Source organism: Archangium sp. (assembly GCF_036389735.1).
Lineage (GTDB): Bacteria > Myxococcota > Myxococcia > Myxococcales > Myxococcaceae > Archangium.
Genome location: NZ_DASVWK010000558.1, coordinates 1 through 22,399, shown reverse-complemented (window position 1 = coordinate 22,399; position 22,399 = coordinate 1). Strand labels below are relative to the sequence as shown.

General features: G+C 69.5%; 21 protein-coding genes. 11 read left to right on the top strand and 10 right to left on the bottom strand.

The features are described from left to right. Positions 1-15 precede the first annotated feature (15 nt). Positions 16-1,866, top strand: a complete 1,851-nt coding sequence (locus VF794_RS19585) for a GGDEF domain-containing response regulator (protein WP_331112601.1) — start codon at positions 16-18, stop codon at positions 1,864-1,866. A 14-nt stretch (positions 1,867-1,880) separates the two neighbouring features. Beyond that, positions 1,881-3,377: a DUF4388 domain-containing protein gene (locus VF794_RS19580; protein ID WP_331112599.1), complete on the top strand. Its 1,497-nt coding sequence runs from the start codon at positions 1,881-1,883 to the stop codon at positions 3,375-3,377. 12 nt (positions 3,378-3,389) lie between these two features. Here VF794_RS19580 and VF794_RS19575 read toward each other — a convergent pair whose 3' ends face one another. Then, a complete protein-coding gene (locus tag VF794_RS19575; protein WP_331112597.1) occupies positions 3,390-4,532 on the bottom strand; it encodes a sensor histidine kinase in 1,143 nt (380 codons plus the stop codon). Between the two features lie 99 nt (positions 4,533-4,631). On the opposite strand from VF794_RS19575, the gene VF794_RS19570 reads away from it, so the two are divergent. Together VF794_RS19570 and VF794_RS19565 are read left to right on the top strand one after the other, a co-directional pair. Continuing rightward, entirely contained in the window at positions 4,632-5,261 is a 630-nt protein-coding gene (locus VF794_RS19570) for a DUF2381 family protein (RefSeq protein ID WP_331112595.1), read from the top strand. A gap of 11 nt (positions 5,262-5,272) precedes the next feature. Further along, positions 5,273-7,111: a serine/threonine-protein kinase gene (locus VF794_RS19565; RefSeq protein ID WP_331112593.1), complete on the top strand. Its 1,839-nt coding sequence runs from the start codon at positions 5,273-5,275 to the stop codon at positions 7,109-7,111. 11 nt (positions 7,112-7,122) lie between these two features. On the opposite strand, the gene VF794_RS19560 is transcribed toward VF794_RS19565, so the two are convergent. Together VF794_RS19560 and VF794_RS19555 are read right to left on the bottom strand one after the other, a co-directional pair. Next, positions 7,123-7,275 carry a hypothetical protein gene (locus tag VF794_RS19560; RefSeq protein ID WP_331112591.1) on the bottom strand — a complete coding sequence of 51 codons (153 nt, stop codon included), beginning with the start codon at positions 7,273-7,275 and terminating at the stop codon, positions 7,123-7,125. Between the two features lie 28 nt (positions 7,276-7,303). Next, positions 7,304-9,130, bottom strand: a complete 1,827-nt coding sequence (locus tag VF794_RS19555; protein ID WP_331112589.1) for an FG-GAP-like repeat-containing protein — start codon at positions 9,128-9,130, stop codon at positions 7,304-7,306. A gap of 278 nt (positions 9,131-9,408) precedes the next feature. Between VF794_RS19555 and VF794_RS19550 the strand changes: the two genes are divergently transcribed. Continuing rightward, on the top strand, positions 9,409-9,897 hold the full coding sequence (locus VF794_RS19550) for a hypothetical protein (RefSeq protein WP_331112587.1): 489 nt from the start codon (positions 9,409-9,411) through the stop codon (positions 9,895-9,897). Positions 9,898-9,931: 34 nt separating this feature from the next. Here the strand turns inward: VF794_RS19550 and VF794_RS19545 are convergent, their stop codons facing one another. Continuing rightward, on the bottom strand, positions 9,932-10,165 hold the full coding sequence (locus VF794_RS19545) for a hypothetical protein (RefSeq protein ID WP_331112585.1): 234 nt from the start codon (positions 10,163-10,165) through the stop codon (positions 9,932-9,934). Positions 10,166-10,307: 142 nt separating this feature from the next. Here VF794_RS19545 and VF794_RS19540 point away from each other — a divergent pair, with 142 nt between their 5' ends. Further along, on the top strand, positions 10,308-11,630 hold the full coding sequence (locus tag VF794_RS19540; RefSeq protein WP_331112583.1) for a tetratricopeptide repeat protein: 1,323 nt from the start codon (positions 10,308-10,310) through the stop codon (positions 11,628-11,630). Here the strand turns inward: VF794_RS19540 and VF794_RS19535 are convergent. Then, positions 11,611-12,516 carry a class I SAM-dependent DNA methyltransferase gene (locus tag VF794_RS19535; RefSeq protein WP_331112581.1) on the bottom strand — a complete coding sequence of 302 codons (906 nt, stop codon included), beginning with the start codon at positions 12,514-12,516 and terminating at the stop codon, positions 11,611-11,613. The genes VF794_RS19540 and VF794_RS19535 overlap by 20 nt on opposite strands. Before the next feature lie 143 nt (positions 12,517-12,659). On the opposite strand from VF794_RS19535, the gene VF794_RS19530 reads away from it, so the two are divergent. Together VF794_RS19530 and rd are read left to right on the top strand one after the other, a co-directional pair. After that, complete coding sequence (locus VF794_RS19530; protein WP_331112579.1) at positions 12,660-13,466, top strand: SDR family oxidoreductase; 807 nt, start codon at positions 12,660-12,662, stop codon at positions 13,464-13,466. Positions 13,467-13,569: 103 nt separating this feature from the next. After that, on the top strand, positions 13,570-13,737 hold the full coding sequence (gene rd / locus VF794_RS19525) for a rubredoxin (RefSeq protein WP_331112577.1): 168 nt from the start codon (positions 13,570-13,572) through the stop codon (positions 13,735-13,737). A 145-nt stretch (positions 13,738-13,882) separates the two neighbouring features. On the opposite strand, the gene VF794_RS41750 is transcribed toward rd, so the two are convergent. Further along, positions 13,883-14,230, bottom strand: coding sequence for a hypothetical protein (locus VF794_RS41750; protein ID WP_414640928.1), 348 nt, complete (start codon positions 14,228-14,230; stop codon positions 13,883-13,885). Here VF794_RS41750 and VF794_RS19520 point away from each other — a divergent pair. Then, a complete protein-coding gene (locus VF794_RS19520) occupies positions 14,171-14,998 on the top strand; it encodes an ATP-binding protein (protein ID WP_414640927.1) in 828 nt (275 codons plus the stop codon). The genes VF794_RS41750 and VF794_RS19520 overlap by 60 nt on opposite strands. 11 nt (positions 14,999-15,009) lie before the next feature. Here VF794_RS19520 and VF794_RS19515 read toward each other — a convergent pair whose 3' ends face one another. Together VF794_RS19515 and VF794_RS19510 are read right to left on the bottom strand one after the other, a co-directional pair. Next, a complete protein-coding gene (locus VF794_RS19515; protein WP_331112573.1) occupies positions 15,010-16,305 on the bottom strand; it encodes a pitrilysin family protein in 1,296 nt (431 codons plus the stop codon). After that, entirely contained in the window at positions 16,302-17,843 is a 1,542-nt protein-coding gene (locus VF794_RS19510) for a sensor histidine kinase (protein ID WP_331112571.1), read from the bottom strand. The genes VF794_RS19515 and VF794_RS19510 overlap by 4 nt, the downstream gene beginning before the upstream one ends. Positions 17,844-17,957: 114 nt before the next feature. Between VF794_RS19510 and VF794_RS19505 the strand changes: the two genes are divergently transcribed. Continuing rightward, complete coding sequence (locus VF794_RS19505) at positions 17,958-19,586, top strand: kelch repeat-containing protein (protein ID WP_331112569.1); 1,629 nt, start codon at positions 17,958-17,960, stop codon at positions 19,584-19,586. A 108-nt stretch (positions 19,587-19,694) separates the two neighbouring features. Here the strand turns inward: VF794_RS19505 and VF794_RS19500 are convergent, their stop codons facing one another. Further along, positions 19,695-20,747 carry a cell envelope biogenesis protein TolA gene (locus tag VF794_RS19500; RefSeq protein WP_331112637.1) on the bottom strand — a complete coding sequence of 351 codons (1,053 nt, stop codon included), beginning with the start codon at positions 20,745-20,747 and terminating at the stop codon, positions 19,695-19,697. A 281-nt stretch (positions 20,748-21,028) separates the two neighbouring features. Between VF794_RS19500 and VF794_RS19495 the strand changes: the two genes are divergently transcribed. Continuing rightward, positions 21,029-21,916: a 2-oxo acid dehydrogenase subunit E2 gene (locus VF794_RS19495; protein ID WP_331112567.1), complete on the top strand. Its 888-nt coding sequence runs from the start codon at positions 21,029-21,031 to the stop codon at positions 21,914-21,916. Positions 21,917-21,925: 9 nt separating this feature from the next. On the opposite strand, the gene VF794_RS19490 is transcribed toward VF794_RS19495, so the two are convergent. Next, positions 21,926-22,399: M48 family metalloprotease (locus VF794_RS19490; protein ID WP_331112565.1), on the bottom strand; the 474-nt coding region annotated here is incomplete at its 5' end.

Below are 22,399 nucleotides of genomic sequence, written 5' to 3'. Positions count from 1 at the left end.
CCGAGTCCTCACCCCGTGGCTGGTCCGATCCTCGTCGTCGACGACGACAACTTCTTCCGGCAGCTCGCCTCCGACATGCTCAGCCGGAAGGGCTACGCCGTCGTCACCGTGGACAGCGCCGCCGCCGCGCTGGAGGAGGTGGGTCGCGCCTCCTTCGACCTGGTCATCACCGACGTGGTGATGCCCGGCATGGATGGCTTCGCACTCACCACCACGCTGCGCGAGCGCGACCCCGACCAGGAGATCATCCTCGTCAGCCAACGCACCGACGTGAGGGGCTCGGCCATGGCCTTGAGCGCCGGGGTAGCCGTCGTCCTCACCAAGCCCGTGGATGAGACGGACCTGCTGCTCGCCACCGAGCGCGCCATGGAGCGCGCCCAGCTTCGCCGTGAGCGCACCCAGCTCCAGAGCGAGAACCTCGAGTTCGCCCGCTACCAGAACCTCCACCAGCGCTGCCTGGAGCTGCTCTCGCAGCCGGACCTGGAGTGGTTGCAGGAGCGCGTGGCCGCGGAACTCGCCTCGGTGTGCGACGCCCAGAGCGCCGCGCTGTGGATCGCCGATGACCGGGGGCAGCTCGTGCTGCGCGCCTACCGGGGCCTGCTGGACAAGCAGTTCCTCGCCGAGCGCATGAGCCCCGAGGGTCCGCTCGGCAACCGCCTGCGCGAGGCCATGCCGTGGATCGCCCGGGACGAGCGCTCGCCGGTTCTCTACGTCCCCTTCGTCACCAACGGGGACATCATGGGTCTGGCGCAGCTGTCGGACCCGCTCGCTGGCGACTTCCGCACCGAGCACGTGCGCTACGCCAAGATTCTCGGTGACTCGGCCGCGGTGGGCATCAAGAACGGCCGCAAGATGCTGGCGCTTCAGCGGCTCGGTCTGAGGGATCGGGACACCGCCGCCTACAACCTCAGCTACTTCACCGACTACGCCTCGAAGGAGATCTACAAGGCGCGGCGCTACGGGCGGACGTTCTCGCTGCTGACGTTCTCCGTCGACAACCTGAACATGGTGAAGGTGCGCCTGGGGGCGGGGGACGCCAGGCGCGCGATGCGCGGCATCATCAAGGCGCTCTCGAAGATCGTCCGGGACTCGGACGTCATCGCCAAGGCGAGTGACCAGGAGTTCTACCTGCTGCTGCCGGAGACGGACTTCTTCGGCGCGATGATGTTCGTGCGCCGGGCCCTGGCCGCGGTGCGCGAGGAGCCGGACGCGCAGGAGGTGGAGGCGCGCCTGCCGCTCGCGCTGGTGGGCGGGGCGAGCACCTTCCCCAAGGACGGCGAGGACTTCGACGACCTGGTGCACCGCTGCCGCCGGCGCATGGACGAGCGGCGCTCCTCGCTCCAGCGCAAGCTGATGCTGGACACGCTGCCCTTCTGGGACGAGGTGGACCTGCTGCTCGGCAACGCCTCCAGCCCCAAGCTGCCGGTGGAGGAGAACGCCGAGCCCTCGCGCCGCGGCAAGGTGTCCGACGTCCTCTTCGACGAGCTCCAGATGGAGATCGCCCGCGAGCTGATCCGCGACCCGGGCTCGCGCGGGCTGCTGTACGTGGGAGGGCCGGAGATCCGCTCGGACCTGCCCATCGCGCTGGGGCTGGAGTCGGCCCCGACGGACATGGCCTCGCGCATCTACCTGCTGGGCCGCCGGATGGACCTGGAGTCGCACCCGGCGCTCACGCCCGTCTTCCTGGAGGGCGACGAGCGGATGGCCCGGCACGAGTTCCTCCTGTGGCTGTCGGAGAGCGCCTCGTACGCGCTCATCCAGCGCCGCGGGCTCGGGGCGACGTGGGGGTTCCACTCGTCGGACACCGCCGTCGTGGACGGGCTCATCACCCGCCTCCAGGCGGAATATGACTTGCAGCCGTACTGAGTAGGGGAGCGCCCGTGGCACAGGTCCGAAAGATCCTCATCGCCGACCCCGACCTCGAGTCGGTCCGCCCGCTCTCCCGTGCCCTGCGCACCAAGGGCTATCAGGTGCACTACGCGCCGGATGGCTCGCGGGCGCTGGAGGTGGCGGTGCTGCGCCATCCGGACCTCATCCTGTTCGATGAGACGTGCCGGATGCTGGACGCGCGCACCTTCATCAACATCCTGCGCAGCAACCCGCGCACGGACGACATCCCGGTGGTGGTGTCCACCAGCAGCCTCGAGGCGGACAAGCTGCGCGGCCTGCGCGACGGCTTCCTGCGCAAGCCCTTCAACATCGACGAGGTGCTCTCGCGCATCGAGCACATCTTCCGCCGCAACGAGGCGGCGAAGGACCTCAAGAGCGAGGTGCAGGAGATCGAAGGCTCGCTCAGCCAGCTGAGCATCCCGGACCTGATGCAGATCCTCGGGATGAACAAGCGCAGCGGGAAGCTGACGCTGGAGCGGGGCAACGAGCGCGGGGAGATCATCGTGGCGGACGGTCGCCCGGTGAACGCGCGCACGGGCCGGGCCGAGGGAGAGAAGGCCCTCTTCCGGCTGCTGGTGTGGGCCGAGGGCTCGTTTACCTTCTCCCCGGGTGGCAGCGGCGGCAAGCCGCGCATCCAGCGAGGCACGGACGACGCGCTGCTGGAGGCGATGCGCCAGGCGGACGAGCTGAACCGGCTGATGCCGGGGCTGCCGTCGCGCAACACGCGGCTGGTGCTCGCGCCGGACGCGGACCTGACGCAGGACCAGCACCCGGTGACGGCGCAGGTGGTGGAGCTGCTGCGTCAGCCCCGGGCGGTGGGCGAGGTGTTGGACCTGGCGCCGGCCCCGGACCTGGAGGTGGTGGGCGTGCTGCACACGCTGCTCCAGAAGGGCGTGGCGCGCATGACCGAGGGCGGCGAGAAGGAGGGGGGCACCGGTCCTCTGCTGGGGCCCGCCGAGCTGCACGCGCTGCGCGGGCGGATCCTCCGGGGCAGGGGACCGTCGAAGGAGGCCACGGCGAAGCTCTTCGTGTGCGGCAGCGGCCCGGCGGTGGCGCGCCGGGTGCTGTCGCAGGTGCCGGGCATCGAGGCGGTGGCGGCCGAGCCCACGGCGGTGAAGAGCGGCTTCGGGACGCTGGGGCGGTTGGACCTGCATGAGCTGCTGCACCTGGACTTCTGCGTGCTGCCTCCGGCGGAGGCGGCGAGGCCGCTGTGGAGGCCGTTCAGCGCGGGGGCGGTGGGGGCGGTGCTGTTCGACGTGTCGGAGGCGGCGGTGAAGCTGGCGCACTTCCTGGCGTGGGACATCCGCATCCCGGTGGTGGTGGTGGGCCACCCGGTGCCGACGGAGCTCCAGGGAGCGCCGGCGGGTGCGGCCAGCGTGGGGGAGGACCTCTCGGAGGCCCTGCGCACGCTGCTCATCCTGACGCTCAACCCGGCGCCGCTGCTGCCCGGGGTGCAGGTGCAGCGGCCGGCTTCCGTCGCCGTGTAGCCCGTTCTCCGGTTACCCGGAGGTCCGCGCCCCGGGGAGGGTGAAGAAGAAGGAACTGCCCCCATCCGTCCTACTCTCGGCCCAGATCCTTCCGCCGTGAGCCTCCACGATGCACTTGGAGATGTAGAGCCCCAGGCCCAGCCCTCGTTTGTCGCTCTCCAGGACCTGCCAGAAGCGCTCGAAGATTCGCTCCAGCATGCTCTCGGAGACCCCCGATCCCGTGTCGGCGACGGAGAAGCGGACCTCCTGCTCCACGGGCTCGACGCGAATCGAAATCCTGCCTCCCTCGGGGGTGAACTTGATGGCGTTGCTCAGAAAATTCGCGAGCACCTGAAGGATCCGCTCATGGTCGAAGCGGGCCAGCAGGGAGTCCCTGGCCACTTCCGCATCGAGCGAGAGGCCCTTGGCGGACGCGGCGGGCTGGAAGGTCTCCACCGTTTCCCGGACAAGGCGAATCGCATCCTCTGGCCGGGTTTCCACCGAGAGCCTGCCCGCCTCGATGCTGGCCACGTCTATCAAGTCTCCGATGAGCCGGTTCATTCGAGCCGTGAAGTGCTGAATGCTCCCCGCGTCCCTGCGGGTTCTCTGCCCGGCCTCATCCTCGGAGGCGTTCCTGACGAGCATGGCCGCGCGCATGGCGATGCCTCCGAGCAGCGTCCTCAAATCGTGGCTCACCATCCCCAGAAAGTCGTCTCGCGCCGCCAGGGCTTCATCCGCGCGCGCCCGTTCCGTCAACAGCTCCTGGTCCGTCGTCGCTCGTTCCAACCGGAGGAGGCTCGCCAGGGCGCGTCGACGCGCCTCTCGCTCATCCCGGAGCTTTTCGTCCGAGGTGGTCCGCTCCCGCTGAAGGGTCGCGTCCTCCTGGACCCGCTCCCTGGCCACGCTCTGGCGTTCCTGCTGCGGGGCCTCGCTCCGCGCCAACCGCTCATCCGTTTCAGCCCGGGTCACCTTCAACGACGTGTCCGCGGTGGCCCGCGCGTGCTGGACGACCGCATCCGCGTTTTCCTCGATGGAGTCCCGCTTCTTGCTGAACTCTTCGTCGGTCTTCTCCCTCTCCTGGCGAAGACTCTGGTCCGTGCGGTCCTGCTCCGGTCGCGGTTTCTTGTCCTTGGGCTCCATGCGCAACCCTTCTAACAGGAACCGCAGGACGTTCATGCCCCTCCTCGAGACTGAAGAGGGGGACAATCGGGGGCTACCTGAGAGTTCGGGCCGAAAATTACCACTTCTGGAGTCAGGGTCTCATGATGCCTCCGGATGAAACGCCCCGTCCTCCTGCTGCCCGGCCTCCTGCTGACCCTCGTGCCGAGAGGTTCCTCCGCCCACGCTGACGAATCGGTGGGCCCGAGGACGCTCGTCTCCGCCGTGGACGCCACCCTGGCGGAAGACACCGCCTGCCACGAGGCGAACGCGGCGCTGCGCGGGGAGAACGCGCAACTGAGTGCGGAGAACCGGCGGTGTCGCCGCCAGCAGGGAACGCCCGAGGCCGCGCTGTTGAGGCTCCTGCTCACTCCCAAGGTGGAAGCGGCTCTCTTTGATAATCCGCACCCTCTCCGAGGCCGGGTGGGCCCACTGGAAGCCGAGGCCCGGGTGTTTCGTGCCGCCGGCTACATGGGACTGGTCGTGAGCGTGTCCCACTCCACCGTCAACGGGGAGAAGCCCTGGGAACTGGAGAAGCCCATGCTGGTGCGCGCCGCTGGTGGCCCTGGAGCGGGCGGGGTGGAGGTGAAGCTCCTCCTCCTGCACGTGGAGTCAGGCCCCCTCGCTCCGGGTCAAACAGGGCGTTTCGTCCTCATCTATCAGGCGTCGATCAAGGATGACGCCGGACCGCTGCGCCTCGACCTGTTCGAGAAGGGCGGCGCGCGTCTCATCCGTCTCAACGATTAGAGGCCCTGGCCATGCCGCAACCCTTCACCCTCCATCCACGCTACCTGCCCACTGGTACCAAGGTGGGCCTGTGGACCGTGGTGCGCCTCCTGGGGAGCGGTGCCTTCGGCGCCGTCTACGAGGTGGAGCGAGATGCCTGCCCCTATGCCTTGAAGATTGCGCTGAGTCACCCCCAACCCGATGACGCGCAGGCACTTCGGGCGGATGCTCGGGCCGAGCGGGAAGCCACCTGCCTGCGCCTCGTCAAGCATCCCAACATCGTTCGCATCCATGACGAGGGTCGTTGGCCCCATCCCGAGACGGGCTATCACTATTTCGTCATGGATCTGGTGGAGGGCGTGTCGCTCGCCGATTGGCCGAAGCGGACCCGTATCACCGCGTGGCGGGTGGCCCGTCTTTTCCTGAAGCTCGCCCGGGCCGTGGACGAGGCACACCAGCGCGGCGTGCTGCACCGGGACCTGAAGCTGGAGAACATCCTCGTACGCTCGGCTGACGAAGAGCCGGTCATCGTGGACTTCGGAGCCGCCGAGCACTCCAGCGCCTACACCCTCACCGAGGCCGGGCTGCCCCCGGGCACCCCGCGCAGCCGCAGCCCGGAAGCAGCCGCCTTCGAGCGGCAGGGTCGTGCGGGAGCCGGTGAGAGTTATGTCTTCCAGCAGTCCGATGATCTCTACGCCCTGGGAGTCGCCCTCTATGAGGTGGTGACCGGGGGCCCTCTCTTCCCGGAGCACCTCTCGCGCCAAGCCTTGATGCGGGCCATCGAGCAGCTCGCGCCCCAGGCCCCCCGGGCCCTCAACCCCCGGGTGCCCCTGGCGCTCGACCTCCTGACGATGCGGCTGCTGGCGAAGAGTCGGGAGGACCGATTCGCCTCGGCCGCGCACCTGGTGGAGGAACTGGAGCGGGAGCTGGAGGCGGCCGATGCCTCGTGGGACGAGCCCCTCTTCCTCACCACAGAGGAGCAGAGGGACCCGGCCCATCGGGAGACGGAGACCGCCTTGCGTCCACCCGTGGGCCCGCCACTGCCCACCTCGGAGGAAGAGGCTCACCTGCGTCGGATACAAGTCCCAGCGGCGACCGCCGCCCCACCCGAGCCTGAGACTCCGCGACCGGAGGCGCCACCCCGACCCGTGCCCGCGGTCCTTCAGCAGGTGGAATCACCTCGACCCGAGGAGAAGCCCACCCCCGCCAACAGGCGATGGGCCGTGAGTGACCGGAAGCTGTTGGCCGTCGTGGCGCTCACCGTGCTGGCGCATCTCCTGAACTTCCTCGTGCTGTGGAAGAAGGACGGACCTACCCCACCGCCGCCCGTGGAGGCGGCACAACCAGAGGAGACTGACTCCATGCGGTCCCACAAAGACAACGACACCCTGAAGGCCCTCACGACGGTATCCCTGATGGGGCTGACGGCCTGCACGGGCGTGCCCCTCCGCCCGGACGGCAGTCCCGGTCCTCAGGACTGCCCGGAGGGAGCCAAGGCCGCCATGCGTGAATTGGCAATCACGAGCCAGCACGCCTGGAGCATCTTCATCGGAGGCACCAGCAAGGTCTGGGACAACTACGTCATCGCGGACGGCGACGTCGATAGCTTCATGCCCATGGGCTTCCATGGTCTTCCCGAGGGCACGCGGCTGCGCGGGAAGGTGTGGACGGGAGGCCCTCGTGCGATTGCCCGGTACTACGAGGCCATCCTGCCGGATGGCACGCTGGTGCCCTTCTGCGGCGTGACCACCTACGAGAGTGGCAACCTGAAGCGCCTGGGCATTCCCAAGTTTCCGGGCCCGCGTCCCGGCACGGCCATCTTGCCCTACGGTAACGCAGCCTTCGTTCGGGTAGTGGACGCCTTCGAGTAGGCGGCGCCGGGTCACTCCTCGGGGTCGAGCACCTCGACCAGCACCTGTCCGTTGGTCTGGTCGAGCAGCGCGGCCTGGAAGGACTCCCGCCGGGTGATGGCTCTCGTCCTTCCCCACCGTTGCCAGGGCCCGGCGCGAGCTCGACTGGCGGCCGGCGTCCCCAACCTTCCGGGAGGGACGGGCCACCCTGGTCTAGAGGCTGAGCCACACGGAGATGATGCCGCTGTTGTAGCTGGAGATGATGAAGTCCCCCTTGCCGTCGCCGTTGACGTCTTGTGTGTTCACGAAGCCGGCGTCCTTGGCGCTGTAGTGGACGGCCGTGTAGAAGGTGCCGTCACCGCGGTTGAAGAGGAGGGTGACGTAGGAGCTGACGAGGTACGCCACCGCCAGGTCCGTGTGGCCGTCGTGGTTGAAGTCACCCGCGGTGATGGACTGGGGACGCGTCAGCTCCATGGCGTAGGTGCGCGCCGAGCCGAAGCCGCCGGTTCCGGTGTTGAGCCGTACGGTCACCGAGTTGCTCGTCTGCTGGGGGGCGGCGAGGTCCGGGGCTCCATCCTTGTTGAAGTCCGCCACCACCACGGCGTGCGCCGTGGAGGAGGTCGAGTAGGAAGCCTCAGTGCCGAAGGTGCCGTCCCCGTTGCCGCGCAGGACACTGAGGCTGGGACGGGTCGTGGTGACCACCACGTCCTGCTTGCCGTCGAGATCGAAGTCCGCCGTGGCGACGGCGTAGTTGTCCGGGCCACCGGTGAGGATGTCGACCGCCGTGTTGAACGAGCCATCCCCCCGTCCCGGCAGGAGCTTCAAACCCGTCCCGTAGTACCGGTGGGGCACGGCGAGGTCCAGGTTGCCATCGGCGTTGAAGTCCGCGGTGGCGAGTCCCTGCGGGCCACTGCCGCTCGTGTAGGGAATGCTCCCGGTGCGGTACGTTCCATCCGCCTGTCTCAGCAGGATGCTCACCGAGTTGTCGCGGTTGTTGGCCACGGCCACGTCCACCCTGCCGTCCTTGTTGAAGTCCCCCACCACCGCCGCCGTGGGGTTGCTGCCGACGTAGTAGTTCTTTCCGCTCGCGAAGGTGCCGTCGCCCTCGCCGTACCACAGGGTGACGAGGCCATAGAGGAAGTCGACGCTCACCAGGTCCAAGGTGCCGTTCCCGTCCAGGTCACCGGAGGCGACGCTGTAGACGGTCCCGCCGATCGTCAGGCTCGCGGTGGCCCGGAAGCCGAAGGGGTGGAAGCTCACGTTCGCGGCCTCTCCTGTCCCCACCGAGCTCATGGCCCTCACGCTGAACGTCACCGGAGCGCCGGGCTGGAGCGCATCGAAGCGCGTGGTGAACGTGTTGGCGTCTAGCGTGACACTCCTGTCGCCGGGTTGCAGGGTGACGGTGTAGCCGGTGATCGGCAATTCGCCCCGTAACACGGGCACCTGCCAGGACACGTCCGCGCTGGCATTGCCTCCCTGGACGGTGACGTTCGCCGGGGCTCCGGGCGGGGCGACAGGCGTCACCGAGGCGGAGGGGATGGCGTCAGGCCCCATCCCCACGACATTGCTCGCCGCCACGGTGAAGGAGTAGAGGCTGCCGTTGGTGAGACCGGTGACGACGGCCTGGGTGGTGTTCGCGCCCACGTGTACCTGCGGGCCGCCGGGCGGCAGGGTGGTGACGGTGTAGCCGGTGAGCGAAGTGCCGCCCGTGTCCAGGGGCGCGCTCCACGAGACGGTGGACTGGGCGTTGCCCACCGTGGCGGAGACGGCCGTGGGCGCGCCGGGCAGGCTCACGGGGATCACCGCGGACGAGGGCGAGGAGGCCGCGCCCTGGCCGGCGGCGTTGAAGGCGGCCACCATGAAGGTATAGGCGGTGCCGTGGCGGAGACTCGACACAACCACCTGCCGTGCCTCGGCGCTGGCGGACACGGTCACCCCATCGGGGCTCGCATACACCCGGTAGCCGATGATGGGGGCGCCGCCATCATCCAGGGGCGCGCTCCAGGTGACGGTGGCCCGGTTGTGACCGGCGGTGGCCATGGGACTCCCAGGTGCACCGGGGACACGGAGGGGGGGGGGGCCTCCCACCACGGGCGGGTGGCCTCCCTCCTCGGGCGGATTCTCACCCGTCCCCGGGGCAGGGGGCCGGCAGGCGGTGAGCAGGAGGAGCACGGATGCAACCAGCGCTCGCGTGAATGTCGACATGATGAGCAACCTCGGTAGGGCTTCGCGGGGCCATTCCATGCGCTGGTGAGACCGCGGGCAAGCCCCCTCATGCATTTGACCCGGCGTGCGAGCTTCTTCGAAGCTCCTGGCCCATGCGCGAGCCCGTCAACGTGATGTCGCCCGAGTTCCGGGCGGACCCGTCCCCCTTCTATGCCCGGCTGCGGAACGAGCCCATCCAGCAGGTGGAGCCGGGCGGACTCTGGGCCGTCAGCCGCCACGAGGACGTGCAGTACGTGCTGAAGAACCCGAAGCTGTTCACCTCCACCTTCATCCAGCAGGCCGCGAACCCCGAGTGGCTGGCGGGGGTGGGCAATCCGCTGGCCGATTCGCTCGTGGGGATGGATCCGCCCCATCACACCCGGATGCGCGCCCTGGTGAGCCACGCCTTCACGCACAAGACGATCGCCCGGTTGGAGGCGAGCATCCGCCAGGTGGCCGGCGAGCTGGCCGAGGACATCCGCCGCCGGCAGACGGTGGACTTCATCCAGGCCTTCGCCCTCGCCCCAGGGGAGCTGAAATGGAACTACTCCATCGGGCTTCGCGGGCCGGTGGCGCTGCCCGTCCGTGCCATCCCCAGGTGAGGGTCCACCCCCACCCGGTGTCACAGTCCGCGCGTCACAGGTCGCCGTCGAGCGCGTCACGCACGCCCGGCAGGTTGGCGAGCAACTCCAGCTCGGCCGCCTTCAGGTGGGACACGCGCCGACCGGCGATCCGCTCGAAGTGCAGCTCGATGCGGTGCTCGCCCTCGTCGTTCACCTGACGGAAGAGCCGGGCGCGCCGGCCCTCCCGCACACAGGCGAGGATGTCCTTGTGGATGCTGTTGAGCCGTCGGTACACCTTCATCGCCATCCGACCCTCGGGGGTGTCGAACGTGTGAAAATGTCGGTTGCGCGACAGGGGGCGCGTTGGGTCATGGAGCCTCTCCACGAGGCGCCGAACGAAGGGGTCCATCGACGCCGCAGGATAACATCCGGTACCCTGTATCTCAGCGATGCATTTGAAAGCCCCCCGCCTGCTTTGGGTCCTACCTCTGCTGCTGCCGCTTGCCTGCAAGGACCCCGAGACCGTTGCCGTACAGAGCCGTGACAAGACGGCGCAAGAGAAGCTGGATCAGGGAAGGAACCTGCTCGCCAGCGGACAACCCGAGCTGGCCGCCAGGGTCCTCAGTCAGGCCTCGGGGCTGATGCCCGACCGGACCGAGCCGTTGCTGTTGCTCGCCGACGCCCATCGGCGCGCGGGCAACTCCGGCGCGGCCATCCTGGCCCTGAAGCAGGCCATGGTCGTCAGCCCCTCGGAGGCGCCCGACATCAAGCGCAAGCTCGCCGAGCGCTACGAGCAGGACGGTCACCTGCGCCAGTCCATCGACGTGCTCCTGGAGCTGCGCGACGCGGAGCACCTCGGGGACATGGACATCCTCAAGCTGGCGCACCTCCAGACGCTGGAGGGCCAGCATGAGGCCGCCTTCAGCACCCTGGAGCGCATCCAGAGCAAGCGCCCGGATGACGTGGATGCCAAGGTGGTGGAGGCGGAGATCCTCCTGGCCAAGGGCGAGGAGGTGCTCGCCGCGAGGCTGATGGACCGGCTCCTCACCGAACAGCCGGCGCTCACGTCGGCGCGGGTGCTGCGGGCCCGCTACTTCCTCCAGAGCGGCTTCTCGGAGTACGCCGAGCAGGACCTGGCGCAGTTGCAGGGCGACGACGCGGTGAAGCCGGAGGTGCTCACCCTGAAGGCGAGGGTGCTCGAGGCCCTGGGACGCCACGCGGAGGCGGAGACGTTCCTCACGGACGCGGTGGCCCGCTATCCGCAGAACGCGGATCTCATCGCCCGGCTCGCCGAGACGAAGCTCCAGCTGGGGAAGCAGGACGAGGTGCGGACCCTGGTGGAGCGGGCGCTCCAGGAGCAGCCGGATTGTGTGCGGGCCCTCTACGTCCGGGCCCATGCGCTGGAGCTTCAGGGCGACCTGCGGCGAGCGAAGGAGGACTACGCCCAGGCCCTCGGGGCCAACGCCCGCTTCGCGCCAGCGCTCAAGCGCATGTGGCGCCTCCAGAAACAGGTGGGCGAGGACGAGAAGGCCCTGTCCTCCCTGGAGCGGCTCGTGGAGGTGCGACAGGCCACGCTGGAAGAGAAGGTGGCGCTCGCCGAGCTGTATGCGAAGACCCACTTGAAGGCCGAGCAGGGCCTGAAGCTCATCGGCGAGGCGCTGAAGCAGGAGCCGGACAACTTCCAGTACCTGGACATCCAGAAGGCGCTGAAGAAGAACCTGCCCCGCAAGAAGAGGTCCTCCGGTCCGGTCATCATGCGCGGCGGGCGGTAGTGAGCACCACCACGTGGCCGATGACGGGCTGCCCGCCCTGCCTGCGCAGCGTGGCCTCCCGTTCCAGCACCGGGTGGAGGCCCGCCGCCCGGGCACAGGCTCGCAGGTAGTCGAGGTGGTGGACGTAGCGCGCGGTCGGTAGGAGCCGGTACCCCGGCTCGGTGCCCTTCTCCACGGTGAAGGCGAACAGCCCTCCGGGCGCGAGCCGCCGCGCCACGCGCTCGAAGACCTCTTCCAGCGCGCCGAAGTAGACCAGCACGTCCACGGCGACGATGAGGTCATGGTGCGCCTCGGACGCGGCGAGCTCCGCGCCGAGCTCCCCGGCCCGGAGCGCATCGTACACGCGGCGCTCGCTCGCCCTGGCCAGCATCCCCTTCGAGAGATCGATGCCCTCCAGGCGGCGGGCGAATGGCCTCAGGAGTGGACCGGCCAGCCCGGTGCCGCAGCCCAGGTCGAGCACGTCGAGCGCGCGCCGCTCGCCGAGGGCCTCCCGCACCGCGTCCATGAGCCGCTCGGGCGCCTGATAGGCGAGGAATCCGCGCAGGCTGTCATCGAAGCTCGGGGCATAGACGTCGAAGAGCGCGGCGACGTAGGCGTCGGCCATGCGTTCCGGGGGGGGGGCTCCGGTCTCGGCCGCTTCGAGGAAGGCGATCACCTCGGCGCGAGCCTCCTCGGGGACGCGCAGGTCGCGGCAGCGCCGCTCATGGAGCTGTCGGCGGAGCGGTGCGATGTCGTCGGCCCTCCCGCTCTCCCGGAGGATGGAGATCAGCGTCTGCAGCGCGTCCTTGTCCTCGGGCTGCTGCTCCAGGTGCTCGCGCAGGGCCGCCTCGGCGGCCAGCGGCTCCCTCCAGGACCACAGCACCTGCGCCGCGTAGGTGGCGGGCACGAGCCGTGCGCCTTCGAATCCACACGCTTCCAATCGTGCGCGCCAGTCGAGAGAGGAGGCCGTCATGGGATGCCCACAGGGTACACCCCCCGCGCGCCAGAAGGCCATTGACGCCGGGCTCGCTCCCTTGGAAGCGTGGCGTCATGGAAAACATCGTGCAGGCTCGCAAGTACGCGCTGGTGACGGGCGCTTCCAGTGGCATCGGCCGGGAGCTGGCGGCCCTTCTGGCGCGCGAGGGGTACGCGCTGGTGCTGGTAGCCCGTCGCACCGAGCCGATGCAGGCGCTGGCGGCGCAGCTCGAGCAGGCCCATGGGACGACCTCCGTGGTGGTGGGCGCGGACCTTGGCTCGCCCGAGGGCGTGCGGAGCGTGGTGCGCGAGGTGACGGAGCGCCAGCTGGAGATCGACGTGCTGGTGAACAACGCGGGCTTCGGTCTGGCGGGCCCCTTCACGGAGCTGCCGAACGAGCCGCAGCTCGGGATGATCGATCTCAACATCCGGGCGCTCACCGCGCTCACCCGTGAGCTCGTCCCGGCGATGGTGGCGCGGCGGCGAGGGTACGTGCTCAACGTGGCCTCGTCGGCGGCCTTCCAGCCCGGCCCCCTCATGGCCGTGTATTACGCCTCCAAGGCGTACGTGCTGTCCTTCTCCGCCGCGCTCCACGAGGAGCTGCGTGGCAGCGGGGTGAAGGTGACGGCCCTGTGTCCGGGCTTCACCGAGACGGAGTTCGCCGCGAGGGCGGCGGAGCACCAGAAACCCCGCCTCTTCAGCGGACCGCTCGGGAAGCTCGATGCGCGGCAGGTGGCCGAGGCGGGCTACCGCGCGCTGAAGCAGGGCCGGGCGGTGGTGGTGCCCGGGTTCACCAACCGCCTCGGCGCCTGGTTCGCGCCCGTGACTCCGCTGGCGGTGAAGCTCCGCATCACCCGCTATTTCAACGCGAGCGAGTCCTGAGAAGGGGCCCGGAGTGGGCGGCTCGCTGTCGGTTCATGGCGAGGGGCCGGGGCTCGGGGCGACGTGCTGGTCCGCCGCGGGGGAGACGCGGTAGAGAAGGGGGATGAAGAAACGCTACCGCTGCCTCGCCTGCGAGCACATCTACGATCCGGCCGAGGGCGACCCGGCCGCTGGCATCGCTCCGGGCACCGCCTTCGAGGACATTCCCGATACGTGGTACTGCCCGGACTGCGGGGCGACCAAGGCCGACTTCGAGCCCATGGACGAGTAGGTCCCGCTCTCGTTGACTTGGCTCCTGTGAGTCGACATGGTGATTCGTCATGTTGCCGGAACGTCCACTTGCCCTGTCCCTGGAAGACCCTGCTCCACTCCTTCAGTGGCTGAGTGGAACGGGACCGGAGCCGGAGCAACTCGAGCTACTGATTCTTGCGCGCGCGTGGGTTCGTGCGGCCATTACTGACACAGTCCCCGCTGAGAAAACCCACGCGATTGCTCAACGTGCTCGCAAGCTGCTTGAGCAGGTGCAGCGGGGGAGAAACCTGGAGGCGGTTGCCCGATTTTCTCAGGTCGACATTCGAGAGAGCCTCCGCTCTGAGCGGGTCGACAGCTTCGAGAAGATCGAGCCCTTCGCGAATGAGATCTCGAAAGCCCTTGTTCCCGAAGAGCAGTGGGAAGACACACGCCTCACACTTCGGTACGTAATCGTGGAACTCCTCCGGAATGTGGTCCAGCATAGCCATGCTCCGAAGGGGGGCGTTGTTCATGCGGAACTCTGGAATGAGGAGAGTGGTCGGCCGATGCTGCAACTCGCCGTTGCCGATGCGGGGATTGGCATTCCGGCCAGCTTGCGCACCTTGCACCCCAATTTGTCGGACGCTGAAGCGGCGCTCGAGAAATCGCTTTGGCCTCACATCTCGGGAACGTTCGAGGAGGGGCTCACAGGCACTCAGCAGAACGCCGGGATGGGCCTCTTCTTCATCGCGGAGATGGCCAAGCTGACGGGCGGCACATTGCTCATCGCGACCCGGGGGGCCACGCTCCTGCTGTCCGGGTGGGTCGACGAGGAGGGCAATCATGCTTTGCGCTTCATCGAGCCGCGTGGCGTTGGCTTCCCCGGGACGCTTGTCGTGTTCGAGCTGCCCGTTGGAGGCGTGGTCGACTATCCCGCGCTCATCGAGACAATCAAGGAGCGGGCGAAGGCGCGCACCCCCCAGCGTGCCGTCCACCGTTGGGTCCGGTTCGATCCCGCACCGCCCGAAGCCACCGTTTTCGAGATCCAGAAGCAGGCGGAGAACACTCCCGCCGCCATCCAGCTCGCTCAGAACGAAATCACGCCGCGCATCCTCCGGCGTGAGCCGATCGTGCTCGACTTCAGTGGCCTGCGGATCCTCACGCAAAGCTACCTGCACTCTCTGCTCTTCGAGCCCCTGCGGCTCGCGTGGGCGTTGCGCACGCCCATCCATGTGAGGAACGTCGAGCCCGCCGTGCGCAGCAATCTGGAACTCCTGGAGAACTACGCGCTCGCCGGGTAGCTCCTGGCGCTTCACTTGGACGAGGGCAGGCCCTCGGCGGCGTCCACGACCTTCTCCAGGGCCTTGATGCCCTTGCGCTGGCCCACGGCCACCACGGTGAGGTTCTCCCGGGCGAAGTAGCGCCGGGCCACCTCGCGCACCTGGGCCGCGGTGGTGGCGTCCACCATGTCCGCGCGACGACCGAAGGACTCGGGCTGGCGGAACAGCTCCGTGCCGCCGAACCACCCGGCCAGCTCGCCCGGCGAGTCCTGCGAGAACTCCAGCAGCATCCGGTGCCGCCGCTTGGCCCGCTCCATCTCCTCCTCGCTGACCGCCGTCTCGCACAGCTCGCCCAGCACCCGGAACGTCTCCGCCACCACCTGCGAGGCCCTGTCCGGCGCGCTCGCGGCTTCGATCTCGAAGATGCCCGCGTCGTGGAACGCCTCCAGCGAGGCGTGCACCGAGTACGCCAGCCCCCGCTTCTCCACGATCTCGAACGGCAGCCGCGAGGACAGGCCGTCGTCCAGGAAGCGCCGCAGCAGTTGCAGGGCGGGCCAGTCGTCGTGGTGCTCGGGGACGGTGCGGAAGCTGATGCGGAACTCCGTCTGGGCCTCGTCGTGGGTGACGACGTGGAAGTTGGGGCCCGGGGGCGAGAGGGGCGGCGGCGTGTCGAGGCTCGCGGCGCCCCGGGGCAGCCGCGCGAAGTGGCGCTCCACCAGGGAGAGTACCTCGTCGCGCTTCACCCGGCCCGCCGCCGTCACCACCAGGTTGCCGGTGACGTAGTGGCGCGCGAAGTGCTCCAGCACCTGCTGGTGCGTGAGCTGTGAGACGGACTCGCGCGTGCCGGCGATCTTGAAGGCCAGCGGGTGGTGGGGGAAGAGCAGCCGCTTGGACAGGTTGTCGATGTCGATGTCCCGGCCCTTCTCGTCCACCTCGTCGAGCATCTCCTCGAGGATGATGCGCCGCTCCACCTCCATGTCGGTGAGCCGGGGGCGGGTGAGCATGTCCCCGAGGATGGCCAGCCCCACGTCCAGGTGCGCCGGGTGCAGGGGCGTGTAGTAGTAGCCGTGGTCCCGGGTGGTGACGCCGTTGAGGTTGCCACCCACCTCCTCCACGGCGGTGTTCATCTTGATGGTGTCCGGCCAGCCCTCGGTGCCTCGGAAGAAGAGGTGCTCCAGGAAGTGGCTGACGCCGTTGGTGGCGACCGTCTCGTGACGGCTGCCGGTGCGCACGTACACCGCGAGCAGGGCGGTGTGCAGGTGCGGGGTCTCGACGGTGACGACACGCAGGCCATTGGCCAGCTCGTCGCGGTAGTAGCTGAAGCTCATGCGCGTGGAAGCTTGACGAAGAAGGTGGTGCCCCGGCCGGGTTCGCTCTGACAGGAGAGCGCGCCTCCGTGGGTCTTGAGAATCTGCTGGCAGACGGCGAGGCCCAGCCCCGTGCCGTCCTCCTTGGTGGAAAAGAAGGGCTCGAAGATGCGGTGGCGCACGGACTCGGTCATGCCGCGCCCGGTGTCCTGGAGGGCCACCTCCACCTCGCGCTCGTGCGCCCGGGTGGAGATGGTGAGCCGGCCCCCGTCGCTCATGGCCTCGCGCGCGTTGCGCAGCAGGTTGAGGAACACCTGGCGCAACTGGCCCTCGTCGGCCAGGGCCCGTGGGGTGTCCGGGGTGAAGTCGCGCGCCACCTCGACGCCAGCGCGCTCCAACTCCTCGCGTGAGAAGTCCAGCACGCTGACCAGCACGTCGGTGACGTCGGTGGGCTCCAGGCTGGGCCTCGGCGGGCGGGCCATGCGCAGGTATTGCTCCGTCACCTCGGTGAGCCGGTCCACCTCGCGGGTGACGGCGACGAGCAGCTCACGCGACTCGCGGGCCTCCTCGGGCGACTCGAAGGTGGCGTGCGCGAAGGCGTCCTGGAGCAGCTCCACGTTGAGGCCGATGGAAGACAGGGGGTTGCGCACCTCGTGGGCCACCTGCGCGGAGATGCGGCCCACGGCGGCCAGTTGCTCGGCGCGCATGAGGGCCTCGGCCTGGGCCTTGAGCTGGGCCTCGCGCGCCTGGAGCGAACGGGCCATGGCGTCGAACTCGCGTGCCAGCACCGCCACCTCGTCCTCGCCGCGTACGCCCAGCTGCGCGCTGTAGTCGCCCCGGCCGATGCGCGACACGCCCTCGATGAGGGTGCGCACCGGGCGCAGCGCGCGCGCGCTCCAGGCCGTGGCGCCCAGGCCCACGCCGATGGCCAGCACGGACAGGGTGATGATGGCCAGACCCGTGCGCCGCTCCCGGTCCTCCGCGCCGTCCACGCGTTCCTTGATACGGTTGCTGAGGGCGGCACGCAGGAAGCGGATGTCGCGGCCGATGGAGGCCTCCTGCTGGCGCAGCACGGAGGTGGTCCGGGCCAGCTCGCCCGGGGCGGGACTCTCGTCGGCCAGCACCGTGAAGACGGCGTTCGCCGCCAGCCCATACGCCTGGTAGCGGTTGGCGAGCTCGCCGAAGCGCGCCTCCAGGTCCTGGACGAAGTGGACCTCGCCCGTGGGCGCCAGGGTTCGCACCTCGCGGGCCCGGGCCTGGGCCGCCTCCAGCCGCTGGGCCATGAGGGCGGGGAAGTACAGCCGCGCCAGCCGGATGAGGGCCCGCCGCGTCTCCACGCTGCCCTCGTCGAGCAGACGCTCGGTGTCCTTCTCCTGGTTGGTGTGGAAGGACTCCAGGGCCGCCGCGTCCTGCGAGAGCTGGAGGTAGCCCTGGCTCACCAGGCGGATCTCCAGCCGGTTGCGGTGGAGCTCGGCCACGCTGAACAGGGACACCCCGCCGAAGGTGGCAAGCACCACCGCGTAGCCCAGGAAGATGCGCGTGGCGAGCGAGAGCTTCATCAGGAGACAGGGGCCGCGTTGACCACGACCGGAGCCCATCGCTACGCTCGCCACGGTCCGAGCGCAAGCCATCTTTGCCTGCGCCGTGGCCGGAAACCGTAAAAGGGGAGCGCCATGGTGCTGAGTATCAACGGGCGGACCTTGCCCGCCGGTCGGGGCCTGGGACAGGGCAGCGCTCGCTCACCGGTTCGCAAGGCGTGGGAGCGGCGGTTGTGCCGCGTGCTCGCCGTGGCCGCCCTGGGTGTCCTCCCGGCCTGTGGGCCCCGGCAGGCCCCCTACGAGGCGAAGCTCCTCACCGAGGTGTGCGCTGGCACCCCCGCGCTGAATGGGGTCCGGTACCTGCGCTTCCGCGTCACCGGCCCGGGAATGGAGCCCGTGGTGCGCTTCTCCCTGGTGGAGCGGGGGCTGGAGGAGCTGCCAGCCGTCCCCGTGGGGAAGGGGTGGGTGCTGGAGGTGCGCGGGTACACGGACCTGCCCAAGCAGGGAGGCCGCGTGGTGGCCCTGGGGCGCTCGCACCCCTTCGAGGTGCCGGAGTCGGCGGAGGCTCCTCGCCCCACGGTCCGCGTCGCCGTGCGCCGGGTGGGGACGTACGTGCGGCCGGGGAGCGCCAAGGACGCGTGCACCTCGCTCGCCGAGCCTCGCGCGGGCCATACCGCGACGGTGTTGGAGGACGGCCGGGTGCTGCTGGCCGGAGGTTTCCAGCTCGACCTGAACGAGGACGGCTCCACGCTGTCCTCCGCGGAGCTCTTCAATCCAGTGACGGGCACGTTGGAGCAGGCCCTCACGTTGGGGACGGGGGAGGGCGGGGACTTCCGGGCCTCGCCGCGCGCCTTCCACACCGCGACGCGGCTGCCGGGCGGCAAGGTGCTGCTGGCGGGTGGTGAAGTGCGATCGGTGGAGGGCACGGTGCCCGTGCGGAGCGCCCTGGTGCTGGACGTGGCGCGGCGGACGTCCACGCTCGTGGAGCTGAAGGCGGCACGCAGCCACCACGCGGCGGCCGCGGACTCGGGCGGGCGGGTGCTGCTCGTCGGCGGCGTGGGGCCGGGGGGGACGGTGGTGTCGGAGGCCGAGGGCTTCGACCCCGAGACGGACAGGGTGTTCTCCGTGGGCACCCCCGTGCCGCGCGTGGGCATGGGTGTGATGCCGGTGCGGGACGGTCGGCGCATCGCCGTGGTGGGCGGCTCGGATGGGCGGGAGCTGCGGCCGGAGGTGCTGTTCTTCTCGTACGAGGGCGGCACCTTCGCACCCGCGGGCGAGGGGCCTCGGCTCCGGGAGCCCCGGCGCGACGCGGCGCTCGTGCCCTTCGGCGGCTCGGAGCAGTTGCTGTTCGTCGGCGGTCATGACTCCGCCGAGGGCGTGGAGAGCGCCCCACGGCTCCTGGCGTCCTCGGAGGTCATCTCCTCGGGCGAGGCCACGCGGGTGACGGCTGGCCCTCAGGTGTTCGCCCGGAGCGAGCCGTGCGCGGTGGCGCTGCCGGACGGGCGGGTGTTGACCCTCGGTGGGTTGCGCTCCACCGCGAACGGGCTCGTGAGCGCCCCCCAGGGAGAGCTGCTCGTCCCGGGCAAGGAGGGGGGTACACCGGTGATGTTCGGGTTGCCCATGCTGGAGCGGCAGCGTCACCAGCACACGTGCACGGTGCTGGAGGACGGCTCGGTGCTCATCGCGGGCGGTCTGGATGATGATGGGCGCCAGCGGACGACCCTGGGAGACCTGGTCATCTATACGCCGGCACCGCTGGACTGAGCTGGGGGCCGTGGGTCGGGGGCTCGGATTCAATCCGAGGCCCCCGCTACCCTCACCCCTCTCCTAGGGGGAGAGGGGTGATTCCACTGGGGTGGTTCCGCTGGGGTGTTACGCGGTCGGGACGGTGGGCTTCTCTTCCGCGGTGGACTCGCCCGAAGCGGGCTGCTCGCCACTGGTGGCGCCCGGCTGCTCCGTCGCGGCGGCCGCGGCCTGCTGCTGCGCGGCCTCGGCCGTCGCCCGGGCCTGCGCGGCGTCCTCCACCTTCCGGTCGCTGGCCGCCATCTCGTCCGGCGTCAGCTCCGTGCGCTCGGCCAGCATGCCCGTCTTCTTCTCCAGGTCCTTGATGGCCCGGCGCAGCAGATCCCGCTCCAGCAGCGTGCGGTTCAGGCGCTTCTCCAGCGCCTTGTACTTGTCCTTCACCAGATCCAGCTCGCTCTTGCTGGCGGCGAAGATGCGCTGCTGCGAGTCGGCGCGGCCACGCACGCGCTTGAGCTCGCGCTCGAGCTCCGCGGCCCGGCTGCGCTCCTTGTTCGCCGTGGCCTCCAGCCGCTCCATCTTCTCGCGGTCGGCGTCGTTCAGGTCGCGGTAGCGCCGCGCGCCCTTCTCGGCGGCCGGCTCGACGGGGGCCGCGGCGGTGGGCGTCACGGTGGTGGTGGCGTTCACCACCAACTCACTCGCCGGAGCGGACAGCTGCTGCTGGGGCGCCGGCGTGGTGGTCGCGGCCGGAGCGGCCACGGGGGCGGGGGCACGGCGACCACGACCCGGCTCCATCTCCGACTTCAGCCGGGCGATCTCCGCCTCGGCCTGGGCCAGCTCGCCCCGAACCACCTCGAGCTGCGTGGAGGCGTTGCGCTCCACCTCGATGCGGGCCCGGGCCAGGTCCTTCTCACCCTTGTCCGACTCCTTCTGCTCGTAGATCTTCCGCTTGGCCTGCTTGAGCTGCTCCTTCACGTCCTGGAGCTGCGTCCGCTGTTCATCCAGCTCCTTGCGCTTGCGCTCCAGGTCCGCCTCCAGCCGGGTGGCGCGCGCCTTGGAGTCGGCGTCCAGCTCGCCCCTCACGGTGTTGGACGAGGAGACGACCGCGGCCTGCTTCGGGCCGAAGAAGATGTAGCCGAGCGCCGCGAGGAAGCTCAGTGAGACGATGATGAGGAGTGCGACCAGCACGAGGGGGACCTCCAGGGATGATGCAAAAAGCGGCGCAGCCTAGCGTCAGGCGGCGGGACGTCAATAGGGCTCGTCGCCTGCCCTCCGGCCGACGGATCGTGCCCCTCCCCGTTCCTCCGCCCCTGACCCGGGTACGAGCCGTTCCTCAAGTGAGGAGCGGTGATACCGGGGTGCCTACCGGGCCTGGGTGGTGGTGAGTGGGGCGGGGGGCTTTCTCCGGACGCCGGAAAACGCGATGCTGGAGGGCTCGCGTATCGTTTCTGGAGGACCCCCGCGTCATGGCGCACCTGGAACTCGTTCCCAAGGACAACATCTCCAGCTTCCGCAAGCTCGCGATCGGAAGCTGGAAGACCTCGTACGACCCGTCCGTGTACGGGTCGATGACGCTGCGGATGGACAAGGCGGTGGCCTACATCGAGGCCTTCCGTCAGAAGACGGGCGTCCGCCTCACCGTGACGCATCTGGTGACCAAGGCCATGGCCGAGGCGCTGCGCCGCTGCCCGGACGCCAACGCCATCCTGCGCTTCAACAAGATCTACCTGCGCCAGCGGGTCACCATCTCCACCCTGGTGGTGCAGACGGATGGCGGCAAGGTGGACCTCACCTCGGCGAAGATCGACGACGCGGAGCAGAAGTCCCTGCGCGAGATCGCCGCCGAGATGGAGGCCGCCGTGCAGAAGGTCCGCCAGCGCAAGGACGAGATGATGGAGAAGGGCAAGAGCTCCATCCAGAAGATCCCCTACCTCTTCCTCAACATGTTCACCTGGTTGATGTCCTTCTTCATGTACACGCTGAACTGGAACATGACGTGGGCGGGCATGCCCCGGGATGCGTTCGGCTCGGCCATCGTCACCAACGTGGGCTCGCTGGGGCTGGACACGGCGTACGTGCCGCTGGTGCCCTACACGCGCGTGCCCATCTTCATCGCCCCGGGCGCCATCAAGGACGCGCCGGTGGTGGAGGACGGCAAGGTGGTGGTGGGGAAGATCATGAACGTGAACGCCACGTTCGATCACCGCTTCATCGACGGCTTCCACGCCGGCATCCTGGCCAACACCCTGCGCGAGATGCTGGAGAACCCCTTCGAGCACTTCGACAAGCTCGACGACGTGGCCCCCGTGCTGCCCGCGACCGACAGGAAGCCGCCCGTGTCGGCCGTCGGGTAGGCCCCACCCCTACGCCCAGGCGTCGCGCCAGCGGCGAGCCCCCGTACGGGCGCCCATCTGTCGCAGGCGGCGCACCCGCTCGGGGATGGGCGGGTGCGTGGAGAAGAGGTGCATGATGGCGCCGCCGGACAGCGGGTTGACGATGAAGAGGTGCGAGGTGGCTGGTGCCCGGTCGTAGGGCATCAGCTCCGCCCCTCGCTCCATCTTCAGCAGCGCGTCCGCCAGGGCGTCCGGGTCTCCGCACAACTCCGCGCCCGTGGCATCCGCGCCGTACTCGCGCGAGCGGCTCACCGCGAGCTGGAGCAGCGTGGCGGCGATGGGCGCCACCAGCAGCACGCCCAGGTTGCCCAGCGCGTGGCCCAGCCCGCCCTCCTCGTCGTCATCGCGGCTGAGCATGGAGCCGCCGAACCAGAAGAGCATCTGCGCCGCGTAGCTGATGACGCCCGCCAGCGTGGCCGCCACCGTGCCGATGAGCGTGTCGCG